Raw genomic sequence first — 13,100 nt, 5'->3', positions numbered from 1 at the left:
CGACTGGTTTTCTCTGCGGGCTTAGTGATAATGCAACGGCTGTTTTTTCTATATCGAGGGCCCTATAGCCTATGTGGTACGAAGGTTTTCTCGGCTTGTCGCCCTGGTCATTGGTGGCAGTCACCCTGCTGATGACCCACGTGACAATCGTCGGCGTCACGGTCTATCTGCACCGTTACTCAGCCCATCGCTCGCTTGAGCTGAATGCCGGCCTGAAACATTTTTTCCGTTTCTGGCTGTGGTTGACCACGGCGCAGAACACCCGCGAGTGGACCGCTATCCACCGCAAGCATCACGCTAAATGCGAAACCGTCGATGACCCGCACAGCCCGGTCATCAAGGGTCTGTCCACTGTTCTGCGCAAAGGCGCCGAGTTGTACCGCGCCGAAGCGGAAAACCCCGAGACCCTGCGCATCTACGGCAAGAACTGCCCCGAAGACTGGATCGAGCGCAATCTCTACACCCCCTTCCCGCTGCTGGGCGTGGCGATCATGGCCGTCATCGACCTGCTGCTGTTCGGCACCATCGGCATCACCATCTGGGCCATCCAGATGATGTGGATCCCGGTATGGGCCGCCGGCGTGGTCAATGGCCTGGGCCATGCCATCGGCTACCGTAACTTCGAATGCCGTGACGCGGCGACCAATCTGGTGCCCTGGGGCATCCTGATCGGCGGTGAAGAACTGCATAACAACCATCACACCTACCCCAACTCGGCAAAACTGTCGGTGAAGAAGTGGGAGTTCGATCTGGGCTGGGCCTGGATTCAAGTGTTCAGCTTCCTGCGTCTGGCCAAGGTCCAGCGGGTCGCGCCGATTGCCCATCGTGTCGAAGGCAAAGGCCACCTGGACATGGACACCGCCATGGCGATCCTCAACAACCGCTTCCAGATCATGGCCCAGTACCGCAAACTGGTGATCGGGCCGCTGGTCAAGCAGGAGCTGGAAAAGGTCGATCACTCGGTCCGCCACCAGTTCCACCGCGCCAAGCGCTTGCTTTCGCGCGAAACCAGCCTGCTGGACGACAAACACCATGTCCGCATCCAGAACATGCTCGAGCACAGCCAGGCGCTGAAGGTCATTTACGAAAAACGCCTGGCCTTGCAGCAGATCTGGGTCAAGACCAGCTCCAATGGTCACGACATGCTGGCCGCCATCAAGGATTGGGTACACGAAGCCGAAGCCAGCGGGATTCAATCCCTGCGTGACTTCGCCGGCCAACTCAAAACCTACTCCCTGCGCCCGACCGCTGCCTGACGCCATTGATCGGTGCGCCCCCTAACCAGGGCGCACCTTTCGGAACTTCGCTTCAAATCCTCCCTCTCAAAGACACTTCGCCACCCAGGCAGGCTTCGTTGTGGCCGCTTTCGAATCCAAAGCGGCGCACGCCCTTTGAGATGTGTACCCATGGTCATTACAAACCAAGAAGACCCATCCCCTTCGCAATGGCCCGAGGCCGCGCAAACCCTGCTGGCGCTGATGCATGCCCAAGGTGAAGTGGCGCGACTGAGCGAACGCGAACAGCTGTTCAGCACCCTGCTGGTGAGTGTCAATGCCGTGCTCTGGGCATTCAACTGGGAAACCCGCCAGGTGCTGTATGTCAGCCCGGCCTATGAGCGGATTTTCGGGCGCTCCGCCGACCTGCTGCTGTCCGACTACAACCACTGGCGTGACAGCATCTACCCCGACGATCTGGAATATGCCGAGCGCAGCCTGGCGGACGTGCTGGAAAAAGGCGCGATCGAAGACCGCGAATACCGGATCATTGCCGCCGACGGCCAAGTGCGCTGGCTCAGCGACAAATGCTTCATGAACCGCCAGGCCGAGCCAGGGCAGCCGGTCATCATCGTTGGCATCGCTGAAGACATCACCGACAAGAAGCAAATGGAAACCGAGCTGCAACGCCTGGCCACCACCGACGCCCTGACCCAGAGCAGCAATCGTCGCCACTTCTTCGAAGGCGCTCATCAGGAATTCGAAATCGCACGTCAACAAGGGACACCGTTGTCCTTCCTGATGCTGGACATCGATGACTTCAAAATCATCAACGACACTTATGGTCACCAGGAAGGCGATAACGTCCTGCAGCGTATCGCGGAGAGCGGTCGAGCAGCGTTGCGCCGTGGCGATCTGTTCGGGCGCATTGGCGGTGAGGAGTTCGCGGCGGTGTTCCCGGGCTGCACGCCGGACATGGCCCTGCAAGTGGCTGAACGACTGCAGAGGGAGATCCAGCGTTTGAGCTTCAAGCATGACGGCCAGACGTTTGGCATCACCGTCAGTCAGGGGCTGACCAGCCTTGTCGCCGGGGACGAAAGTGTGGATAGCCTGTTTGCCCGCGCGGATGCAGCGATGTATCAGGCCAAGCGTGAGGGCAAGAACCGGATAGTGACGGCCTGAATACCCTTCCAGGAACTGCCTTGCCAGCTCCTGCAGGGCTTGGGTGAAGCCTTATTTTTTGCGCAGGCGTACCAACTCCGGCAAACCGATCTTGAGCAGGCGCGCCGTACGGCTCTTGGCCAGGTCCTCAAGCCCCTCATGCTCACTCAGGCGCGCCAGCTGCGCCGCCATGTTCATCACCAGCGCTTCGCGGGAATAGACACCGCCACCGAGCTGGTAGGTCGCGGCAATCAGCTCTCGTAGCTCCAGCGGCAATCGCCAGCGGGTACGCAGCGCCGAACCGTAGGCCGCGCTGAATTCGGCCAACGCCTCGCCAACCGCCTCTTGCTCGTCCAGTTCGCCACCGGCCTGCTTCCATTCCTGCAAACAACGCAACAACGCCAGATCGCCGAGCCGATGCAACATGCCCGCGCAATAGCATCGCGCCTGATCCAGATCGAGCAAGCGCGCCAGCGTTCGTGCGTATTCGGCGGTGTGCAACGACAAGTCCCAATAACGCTCGGCGTAGTCCGACAGGGACGGATCACTGAGCCGTGCACTGCGCTTGAGGGCCAGGCCGAGAATCAGGTTCATGCTTTGCCCGGTACCCAGTCGGTGCAGCGCCTGCGACAGGGTTTGTACAGGTGCGCCGTGATGCTGGGCCGCGCTGTTGGCGGCTGCGATCAGAACCGCCGTGACCTGCGGGTCTGTGCGGATCTCGTCTTCCAGCACCGCCAAGTCCAGACCGTCAGGATTGAGGCTCCGCTTGACCGCCAACTGCACGTCGGTCATCAGCGGCGCGCCCTCGGACAATTCACGACGACGCTCCAGGAATACAGACAGGGTTATGCCCGGCGCCAGCGCCGGCACTTCGCACGACACCTCTTCCCCCGCATCGAGCAGCAATCCGTGCAAGCGCTGAGTCAGGCTTTCCATGTTCAACGGCTTGGTCAGGTAGGCGGCAGGCGCCAGCGGCAAGACCTCGCGTACGCTGGCGCTGTCGTTGCGACTGCTCATCAGGATGAATGGCAACGGCGGGTTGCGTTTGCGCTGGCGAACACTGCGCAACACATTCAGGCCATCGACACCGGGCAATTCCCAGTCGACGATCACCAGATCGTAAGGGTGGGCCGCCAGCAGCTCCAGCGCCTGCTGGCCGTCGGCGCACAGATCCAGTCGTGCGTCACAGCGAACGTTCAACAACACTTCCTTGAGCAGATCACGGGACCAAGGGTCGGCCTCAGCGATCAGTACTCTCGGAACCGCGGGTAAAATGACAGCTGTCATACAGCGCTCCCTGACAATGCTCGAACCTTATCCAATGCCGCTCCTTCGAATAGTATCAATACGTGGTATCTGTTCTGGCAGATATGAAAAAACCCGCCGAAGCGGGTTTTTTGTCGATCAAGTCACACTTGGCGATCAGAGCTCAGCGAAGCATTCTTCGATGATCGCCAGACCTTTGTCCAGTTGTTCGTCCGGAGCAGTCAGCGGTACCAGGACGCGCAGAACGTTGCCGTAAGTGCCGCAGGACAGCAGGATCAGGCCTTTGTCGCGAGCCTTGGCCACAACGGATGCCACAGCGGCAGCGTTCGGCTTGTGGCTGTCGCCGTTTTCGAACAGTTCAACAGCGATCATTGCGCCCAGGGCACGGACTTCGCCGATCACCGAAGGGTATTTGGCCTGGATGGCCTTGAGGCCAGTGACCAGACGCTCGCCGACGGCCTTGCAGCGGTCCAGCAGGTGCTCTTCTTCGAACACTTCCATCACGGCCAGGGCAGCGGCGCAAGCGATCGGGCTACCGGCGTAGGTGCCGCCCAGGCCGCCCGGAGCGATGGCGTCCATGTATTCGGCCTTGCCGCACACACCGGCCAGCGGGAAGCCGCCAGCGATGGATTTGGCGAAAGTGGTCAGGTCGGCAGCGACGCCCATCTGTTCCATGGCGAAGAACGTACCGGTACGGCCAGCGCCCGTCTGAACTTCGTCAGCGATCAGCAGGATGCCGTGCTGGTCGCACAGGGCACGCAGACGCTTCATGAATTCTTTCGGCGCGACGTAGAAACCACCTTCACCCTGTACAGGCTCGATGATGATCGCGGCGATGTCTTTCGGCTCGGCGTCGTTCTTGAAGATGCGCTCGATGGAAGCGATCGAATCGTCGATGCTCACGCCATGCAGTTCGTTCGGGTACAGCGCGCGGAAGATACCGCCTGGCATCAGACCCATGCCGGCCGAGTAAGGCACGACTTTACCGGTCAGGCCCAGGGTCATCATGGTGCGACCGTGGTAGGCGCCGGTGAAGGCGATCACGCCGGCACGGCCAGTGGCGGCACGAGCGATTTTCACGGCGTTTTCCACGGCTTCGGAACCGGTGGTGACCAGCAGGGTTTTCTTGGCGAAATCACCTGGCACCTTGGCGTTGATTTTTTCGCACAGTTCCACGTACGGCTCGTAGGCCAGTACCTGGAAGCAGGTGTGGGTCAGCTTGTTCAGTTGCTCGGTCACGGCGGCGATGACTTTCGGGTGCACGTGACCGGTGTTCAGTACGGCGATACCGCCGGCGAAGTCGATGAACTCGCGACCTTCAACGTCGGTCACGGTAGCGTTCTTCGCGGACTCGGCGAAGATCGGGTGAATCTGGCCTACGCCACGTGGAACAGCAGCGGTACGGCGGGCCATCAAAGAAGCGTTAGTCTTGCTCATACATTCCTCATTCGCCGCTCATCGGTCGGCGTGGTTCAAGGATCAGGCAGCGAGGAGGCAACTTCGGCAGCATGCGATGATCGACTGCCACAGCTTTCCCCGCCACAGAGAAAATTCCGTTTGAAGCACGCAAAGGAACAGCGCTCTCGTGCCCTTTGCGTTTGAAGCAATGCCTTGCCGGGCTTATGCCCTCGAGCTTAGATGCCCAGGCAGAGGTATTTGATTTCCAGGTAATCTTCGATGCCGTACTTGGAGCCTTCACGGCCCAGGCCCGAGGCCTTGATGCCGCCAAATGGCGCGACTTCGTTGGAGATCAGCCCGGTGTTGACGCCGACCATGCCGTATTCCAGGGCTTCAGCCACACGGAACACACGACCCAGGTCACGCGCATAGAAGTACGAGGCCAGACCGAACTCGGTGTCGTTGGACATCGCGATCACGTCGGCTTCGTCTTTGAAACGGAACAGCGGCGCCAATGGACCGAAGGTTTCTTCCTTGGCCACGGCCGCGTTGTTCGGCACGTTGGTCAGGATGGTCGGCTCGAAGAAGTTGCCTTCCATCGGCTTGCCGCCGGACAGCACGGTGGCGCCTTTGGCAACGGCGTCAGCGATGTGCTCTTGCACCTTGGCCACGGCTTTTTCATCGATCAGCGGGCCAGTGGTGGTGCCGGCTTCCAGACCGTTGCCGATCTTCAGCTTGGCCACGGCCACTTTCAGCTTCTCGGCGAAAGCGTCGTAAACACCTTCCTGGATGTACAGGCGGTTGGCACAGACGCAGGTCTGACCGTTGTTACGGTACTTGGAAATGATCGCGCCTTCGACGGCCTTATCCAGGTCCGCGTCGTCGAACACGATGAACGGAGCGTTGCCGCCCAGTTCCAGAGAAACCTTCTTGATGTCCTTGGCGCATTCGGCCATCAGTTGACGACCGATTTCGGTCGAGCCGGTGAAGGACAGTTTGCGCACGATCGGGTTGCTGGTCAGCTCGGTACCGATGTCGCCGGCGCTGCCGGAAACCACGCTGAACACACCAGCCGGGATGCCGGCACGCTGGGCCAATTCAGCCAGGGCGAACGCGGAGAACGGCGTTTGCGAAGCAGGCTTGAGCACCATGGTGCAACCGGCGGCCAGGGCCGGGCCGGCTTTACGGGTGATCATTGCGGCCGGGAAGTTCCACGGGGTGATGGCAGCGGTCACGCCGATTGGCTGCTTGATCACGATCAAGCGCTTGTCTGGCTGGTGGCCCGGAATCACATCACCGTAGATGCGCTTGGCTTCTTCGGCGAACCACTCGATAAAGGAAGCGGCGTAAACGATTTCGCCCTTGGCTTCGGCCAGTGGCTTGCCTTGTTCCAGGGTCATCAGGCGAGCCAGGTCGTCCTGGTTCTCGATGATCAGTTCGAACCAACGACGCAGCTTGTTCGCACGCTCTTTGGCGGTCAGTGCACGCCAGGCCGGCAGCGCTTTGTCAGCAGCTTCGATTGCACGGCGGGTTTCGGCAGCGCCCATTTTCGGCACAGTACCCAGAATTTCGCCCGTTGCCGGGTTGTTGACCTTGATCGTCTGACCATTGTCCGCATCAACCCAAGCGCCATCGATGAAGGCTTGCTGGCGGAACAACTGGGTGTCTTTAAGCTGCATGTCGGCTTTCCTTAACAGCACCGCGCGATACGCGGAGCAAATTATGATTGTAGAAAGGCGCCTCAGTAGGCTGCCGTCAGGGAAATCATTCACCGGGCTGAAGCACATAAATAGCGCACGTATTGAATTCGTGCGGTTCAGCACCCAGACAAGAGCGTTTGAAATCTCAAACGAATCCTAGGATCAAAGGGGTTAAAGGACAATAGGGCGTTCGAAAAAAAGAACGAAAACGTCTTTTTTGCTGCGATTTTCTGATCAACGTAACAAAGGCAGGTTACGCTTTGGAAAAACGCAGGCGATTCAGCAGCATGGACGCCCGCAGTGCATATGAGTATCATGGCGCCCGCGCTGCACCAGTAGCTCAGCTGGATAGAGTACTGCCCTCCGAAGGCAGGGGTCGTGGGTTCGAATCCCGCCTGGTGCACCATCTATAGAAACGAGAAAGCCTCAGGCCGTAAGGTCTGGGGCTTTTTTGTGGGTGCGGTAAGCCAGATCAATTCACTAGTTCTCTTGGTAGCTTCGCTCAATCAACACTTTGGCCCTTTCCAGATCGGCCTGAGTACGCAGGCTCAACTCCAAATCGCCAGTACCCCAGTGGCCGATAGTGCGCACATCACTACTGAAATCCTCGACCAGCTCGACGGAATCGGGATTGAGCTTGAGATAAAGCTGTAAGCGTTTGGATTGGACGACCAAGCTGGCGAAATTTTTCAGACGACGGAATGCGACGTAGACCTTCAGCGGTTTTTCCTGCACGTCATCCCCGAGAGAATGCAGGTAGCTGGTGGTCTGCTCGAAGAGCACCGAAATGTCCGAAGTCGCCTGAGAAAGTTGCTCCTGCCATGTCTTGTCTTTGCCTGCAGGTGTCGGCTTATCCGCTTCAATCCCGATGGACTTGGGCGCAGCGGAGGTAGCCACCACACTCACCGCATTGACCAATTCAAGCAGCAACAGGTCATCGGCGAATAGCTTGTAGCGGATCAGCTCGATGTTGCGCTGAATCTGTTGCACCGCATGCTGATCGTAACGGGTGAAATCGGCGGCTATGCAGAGCAGCCGCGTACCACTCCACTCGATTTGCTCGGCGGCTTCTTTACCCAGGTTTTCCATCACCAACCAGCGAAACTCGGCTTGATGATCCAGCAGCCAGTCGAGATAGAACAGGCCTTGATTAATCACATTTTCGTTGCTGTGACGCTTGTATTCGATGATGACCGGGCAGCCATTTTCGTCGAGCCCCAGCGAGTCGATGCGCCCTTTGTGGGTCTTCCCCGTGGCGTACTCGGTCGCGAGAAAGCGCACGCCGAGGAACGTTTGCATCTGAGCCTCGATCAAGCTCTGTAGCTGTTTTTCAACCGCCGCAGCGCGACCGGGTAATTCACAGGCACCGTTGCCGGCATTCAAACGAAAGAGCTGGATATCGCTCATACATGTCCCTTTGTTAACCGTCAGCACCTGCCGTAATCGGCCAGATCCATACAAAAAAGCCCCAACGCTATGATTCGGGGCTTTCTTTTGAAGCTTTCATCTAGCAAAAGCAAAACTCCATAGAGCTTCTATTGGGAAATAACCATTGACGACAGAATATTTCGGAGCGATATTGAGTCGCCACCAATCAAGTAGAAGCTCTACAGAGAAAAATTGGGGGTGCGGCAGGTTGCAGCCTGCCGCGATTGCCATAACTGACCCGTTAGGAAAGCTAAAGCCATGAAACTTTACCAAATCAGCTACGACCTGCGTAAACAACGTGACTATCCGTCCCTGTATGAGCGGATCAAGGCCTACGGCACGTGGTGCCATGCCTTGGAGTCCAGCTGGATCATTGTCACCGATCAGACCTCCGTTCAGGTCCGGGACAATCTTCAGACGGCTCTGGATTGGGACGATGGGCTGCTGATCACGCGCCTTCAGGGAGAAGGCGCGTGGGTGGGATTGTCCGATGAGATTACCCAGTGGCTGAAAAACCAGGCCCCACGCTGTACGGTCTGAGCACCTTGCGCCAAGGATGGCGCTACTAATTTGAGAGAATTATGCCAACCCGATTATGCCTATTGAGCGAACTGGCTGATGTCCGATCCGGCTACACATTCCGGGGAGCGCTTGAGAATGATCCAGCCGGGGACGTTAAAGTCCTGCAGATCAAAGACGTTCGCCAGCGCGCCGTGATCGTACCTGACTCACTCATTTCTGTTCGTTGGGAGGGCAGCAAAGCCCCGCCTTCGCTGGCACCGGGTGAAATCGCAGTGGTAGCTCGGGGCGATACCAACAACGCGGCCTTATATAAAGAAGGGCAACGGGTTGTAGCGAGCAGTCAATTTTTCATTCTCAGCCCGAAAACATCGAAAGTATTGCCGGAGTACCTGTGCTGGATGATCAACCTTCCCCAGAGTCAACGGAGCCTTGAACGCAGCGGCAGCAGCATCCAGGCCATCAGTAAGCATTCGCTGATGAACCTGCAGATTCCGCTGCCCTCGCTGGAGACCCAAACCCGGCTGGCCCATTTGCAGCGCCTCTGGGATGAAGAAGATCAACTGATCGCCCAGCTCCACACCAATCGTGAACAAATGCTCCAGGGCATTTATCAGCAACTGACCAAGGAAAAACCATGAGCGGCAAAGTAAAACAGGACGACATCAACAAGGCGCTATGGGCGGCTTGCGATATCTTCCGCGGCACGATCAGCGCCGACACCTACAAAGACTTCATCCTGACCATGCTGTTCCTCAAGTACATCAGCGACGTCTGGCAGGATCACTACGACAACTACCGCAAAGAGTACGGCGACGAGCCTGAGCTGATCGAAGAGATGCTCAAGAACGAGCGCTTCGTATTGCCGCGCAACGCCAGCTACTACGCGCTGTACGACCAGCGTCACGAACCGGGCAACGGTGAGCGTATTGACCAGGCGCTGCATGCGATCGAAGAAGCCAACGGCACCAAGCTCAAGGACGCCGGCAAAAGCGTGTTCCAGGACATCTCCTTCAACACCGATCGCCTCGGTGAAGAGAAGCAGAAGAACACCATCCTGCGTGACCTGCTGGAGGAGTTCTCCAAGGCCGAACTCAACCTCAAACCGTCCCGCGTCGGCAGTCTGGACGTGATCGGCAACGCCTACGAATACCTGATCAAAAACTTCGCGGCCAGCGGCGGGCAGAAAGCGGGTGAGTTCTATACCCCGCCAGAAGTTTCTGAACTGATTGCTGAGCTGCTCGACCCGCAGCCGGGCGATACCATTTGCGACCCGGCCTGTGGTTCGGCCTCGCTGTTGATGAAATGCGGACGCAAAGTGCGCGAGCACCATGGCAGCAAGCAGTACGCCTTGTATGGTCAGGAAGCCATTGGCTCTACCTGGTCGCTGGCCAAGATGAACATGTTTCTGCATGGCGAGGACAACCATAAGATTGAGTGGGGCGACACGCTGCGTAACCCTAAATTGCTCGATTCAAATGGTCAGTTGCTGAAGTTTGATATCGTGACTGCTAATCCGCCGTTTTCGCTGGATAAGTGGGGTCATGACACTGCGGAGCATGATCCGTTCGGTCGGTTTAATCGGGGTATTCCGCCGAAGACTAAGGGTGATTACGCGTTTATTTCGCATATGATCGAAACCATGAAACCCAAGACGGGTCGCATGGCGGTAGTGGTGCCTCACGGCGTACTATTCCGAGGCGCAAGTGAAGCCAAGATCCGCGAGAAGCTGATAGAGGAAAACCTCCTGGATACAGTGATTGGTTTGCCGGAAAAGCTCTTCTACGGTACCGGTATTCCTGCTGTAATCCTCGTATTCAACAAGGCTAAAACCAACGGAGACGTGTTGTTCATCGACGCGAGCCGCGAGTTTAAGTCCGGTAAGAACCAGAATTTACTGGGTGATGAACACATCCAGAATATTTTGCTGACTTACCGCCACCGTATCAATTCGGACAAGTACAGTCATCGGGCGAACCTCGAAGAAATTCGTGAGAATGACTACAACCTGAACATCCAACGCTATGTAGATACCTACGAAGAGGAAGTGGATATTGATCTTTTAGCTGTACGTGCCGAGCGCGAGCAGCTTAAGGCGAAGCTAATGGAACTGGAAGCAGAGATGGATGGCTATCTGAAGGAGCTGGGCTATGGTGCCTGATGGCTGGAGCGAGAAGCCCTTGGCGCGGCTTTTAGAAAAAGTTATTGATTACCGCGGTGTCTCAGTACCAAAAGCTGAGAACGGAATTCCTTTAATTACGGCAAGGAATATTAAGCTCGGCTTTTTGGATTTTTCAGAGCAAGAATTTATTAAAGAGGACTTATACGATAACTGGGTCAGTCGTGGGATCCCTAATGGTAATGACATTCTTTTTACCACCGAGGCACCGTTAGGTAACGCCTGCAGATTCCCCGCGATTGGAAAATATGCAATTGGGCAACGGACTGTCTGCTTGCGGGCCAATTATTATCTTCACCCTGAATTCCTTCTCCAATTCTTACTTTCAGCGAAGGGCCGAAAATTAATTGAGCTCAGATCCTCTGGATCTACGGCAAAAGGGATCAAGTCCAGCGAGCTAAAAAAAGTTCAACTTCTGCATCCCACATCAGTTCCTGAACAAAAAAAGATTGCCAAAATTCTCTCCTCCTGGGACCAGGCAATCACCACTACCGAGCAATTACTTAGTAACTGTCAGAGGCAGAAAAAAGCACTGGCGCAACAACTACTTGTCGGAAAACTTCGCCTTTCAGAGTTTGGTAAAAATACCGAGCGTCAAAAAACCAAATATGGTGAAATCCCAGCTGAATGGAAATTTGTTTCTCTGGGGTCAGTTGCGAATCAGATCAGTACCAAAAATACTGAGGCCAGGGACCTTCCTGTATTGTCTTGCTCCAAACATGATGGATTTGTTGACTCGCTAAAGTACTTCAAAAAGAAGATATACAGCGATGACACTTCGACCTATAAAATAATTGAAAAAGGCTGTTTTGGATTCCCATCCAACCACATTGAAGAGGGTTCTATCGGCTACCAGAACCTTTATGACACAGCAATAGTTAGCCCAATCTATATAATTTTCAAAGCTAATTGCGACTTGGTAAATGATCTATTTTTATATGCCTTATTAAAAACAGAGCATTACAGGCAAATATTTTCCGCAGCCACAAATTCATCTGTGGATAGACGTGGCAGCTTGCGGTGGGATGAGTTTTCTAAAATAAAGATTCAGCTGCCGTCATTAGAGGAGCAAAAAGCTATTGTGAATACTCTCTCCACAGCCGAGCACGAAATCGAAGTACTACAACAAAAGCTCACCTGCCTAAAACAAGAGAAAAAATCCCTAATGCAAAAACTGTTAACTGGCAGGAGTCGAGTCAAGGTCGAGGTCGCGTAATGACTAACACCGACCTGATCCTCTACAGCACAGAAGACGGCCAAGCCCATTTCGTACTGCACGAAATGGGTGGCCAAGCATGGCTGACGCAACTTGAACTGGCTGACCTGTATCAGACCACCAAGCAGAACATCAGCCTGCACGTTCAAAACATTCTGGCTGAAGGCGAGCTTTCGGAGGAGGCAACCGTCAAGGAAAACTTGACAGTTCAAACCGAAGGCTCGCGTCAGGTCAGCCGTAAGCTGGCTCATTACTCGCTGCCCATGATCATCGCCGTAGGCTACCGAGTCCGCTCAACCCGCGGCTCCCAATTCCGTCAGTGGGCCACTCGCACCCTGAGCGAGTACATGCTCAAAGGCTTCGTGATGGACGACGCCCGGTTGAAGGAGCCTCGCTGGGATTACTTCGATGATCTGCTCGAACGCATCCGCGATATACGATCGTCGGAGAAGCGTTTCTATCAGAAAGTCCGTGATCTGTTCTCCCTGGCCGAGGACTATCGCGCCAACGAGCAGGACACCGCGCGGTTATTTGCCGAGGTACAGAACAAACTGTTTTTCGCCGTGACCGGGCATACCGCCGCCGAGTTGATCGTGCGCCGCGCCGATGCCAGCGTGCCGAACATGAACCTGCTCAGTTTCAAAGGCGACCGCGTGCGCAAAGCAGATGTGGTGGTGGCCAAAAACTATTTGAATGGCGAGGAACTGGATCAGCTCAACCGCTTGGTCAGCATGTTCCTGGATTTCGCTGAACTACGTGCCAAACAGCGCCAGCATTTAACACTTGAAGACTGGCGCCGATACATCGACAGCTTCATGGCTTTCAACGAGCAGCCGTTGTTGCGCACGGCGGGCAGTGTCAGCCACGAGCAAATGAAAAACGTTGCCCACGAACGTTATGAAGCGTTCGACCAACAACGCAGAAGCACCGAAGCACGAGATGCAGACGCCCAGGAACTGGCAGAACTGGAGCGCCTGGAAAAGCGCCTCAGTCGCCACAAGAAGCCAAACTAATACCGG

The 13,100-nt window shown here is 56.1% G+C and carries 11 protein-coding genes and 1 tRNA gene; 8 read left to right on the top strand and 4 right to left on the bottom strand.

The genetic code is table 11. The annotated features are described in order from the left end of the window. Positions 1-71: 71 nt before the first annotated feature. Positions 72-1,256, top strand: a complete 1,185-nt coding sequence (desA, locus tag ACX3YD_RS16820; protein ID WP_103406559.1) for a delta-9 fatty acid desaturase DesA — start codon at positions 72-74, stop codon at positions 1,254-1,256. 150 nt (positions 1,257-1,406) lie between these two features. Then, entirely contained in the window at positions 1,407-2,396 is a 990-nt protein-coding gene (locus ACX3YD_RS16815) for a GGDEF domain-containing protein (RefSeq protein ID WP_458960547.1), read from the top strand. 51 nt (positions 2,397-2,447) lie between these two features. Here the strand turns inward: ACX3YD_RS16815 and ACX3YD_RS16810 are convergent, their stop codons facing one another. The 3 genes from ACX3YD_RS16810 to gabD form a co-directional block, all read right to left on the bottom strand. Further along, positions 2,448-3,662: an HDOD domain-containing protein gene (locus ACX3YD_RS16810; protein ID WP_458960546.1), complete on the bottom strand. Its 1,215-nt coding sequence runs from the start codon at positions 3,660-3,662 to the stop codon at positions 2,448-2,450. 135 nt (positions 3,663-3,797) lie between these two features. Continuing rightward, a complete protein-coding gene (gene gabT, locus ACX3YD_RS16805; protein ID WP_103406562.1) occupies positions 3,798-5,078 on the bottom strand; it encodes a 4-aminobutyrate--2-oxoglutarate transaminase in 1,281 nt (426 codons plus the stop codon). A 197-nt stretch (positions 5,079-5,275) separates the two neighbouring features. Then, entirely contained in the window at positions 5,276-6,718 is a 1,443-nt protein-coding gene (gabD, locus tag ACX3YD_RS16800) for an NADP-dependent succinate-semialdehyde dehydrogenase (RefSeq protein ID WP_103406563.1), read from the bottom strand. A gap of 350 nt (positions 6,719-7,068) precedes the next feature. Between gabD and ACX3YD_RS16795 the strand changes: the two genes are divergently transcribed. Further along, a tRNA-Arg gene (locus tag ACX3YD_RS16795) sits at positions 7,069-7,145 on the top strand. 74 nt (positions 7,146-7,219) lie between these two features. Here ACX3YD_RS16795 and ACX3YD_RS16790 read toward each other — a convergent pair. Continuing rightward, complete coding sequence (locus ACX3YD_RS16790; protein ID WP_458960545.1) at positions 7,220-8,173, bottom strand: DUF5655 domain-containing protein; 954 nt, start codon at positions 8,171-8,173, stop codon at positions 7,220-7,222. Between the two features lie 252 nt (positions 8,174-8,425). Between ACX3YD_RS16790 and ACX3YD_RS16785 the strand changes: the two genes are divergently transcribed. From ACX3YD_RS16785 to ACX3YD_RS16765, 5 genes are all read left to right on the top strand, one after another. Beyond that, the gene (locus ACX3YD_RS16785; protein WP_458960544.1) at positions 8,426-8,707 is read left to right on the top strand and encodes a hypothetical protein; all 282 of its coding nucleotides are present in this window, start codon (positions 8,426-8,428) and stop codon (positions 8,705-8,707) included. 62 nt (positions 8,708-8,769) lie between these two features. Continuing rightward, a complete protein-coding gene (locus ACX3YD_RS16780; protein WP_458960543.1) occupies positions 8,770-9,327 on the top strand; it encodes a restriction endonuclease subunit S in 558 nt (185 codons plus the stop codon). Next, complete coding sequence (locus tag ACX3YD_RS16775) at positions 9,324-10,847, top strand: type I restriction-modification system subunit M (protein ID WP_458960542.1); 1,524 nt, start codon at positions 9,324-9,326, stop codon at positions 10,845-10,847. The genes ACX3YD_RS16780 and ACX3YD_RS16775 overlap by 4 nt, the downstream gene beginning before the upstream one ends. Beyond that, positions 10,837-12,081: a restriction endonuclease subunit S gene (locus ACX3YD_RS16770; RefSeq protein WP_458960541.1), complete on the top strand. Its 1,245-nt coding sequence runs from the start codon at positions 10,837-10,839 to the stop codon at positions 12,079-12,081. The genes ACX3YD_RS16775 and ACX3YD_RS16770 overlap by 11 nt, the downstream gene beginning before the upstream one ends. Continuing rightward, on the top strand, positions 12,081-13,094 hold the full coding sequence (locus ACX3YD_RS16765) for a virulence RhuM family protein (protein ID WP_458960540.1): 1,014 nt from the start codon (positions 12,081-12,083) through the stop codon (positions 13,092-13,094). The genes ACX3YD_RS16770 and ACX3YD_RS16765 overlap by 1 nt, the downstream gene beginning before the upstream one ends. The last annotated feature ends 6 nt before the right edge of the window (positions 13,095-13,100 follow it).

This window comes from Pseudomonas fluorescens group sp. PF-1, from assembly GCF_054481335.1.
Note: the sequence above shows the minus strand (reverse complement) of the source record. Positions and strands in the feature narration are given on the sequence as shown.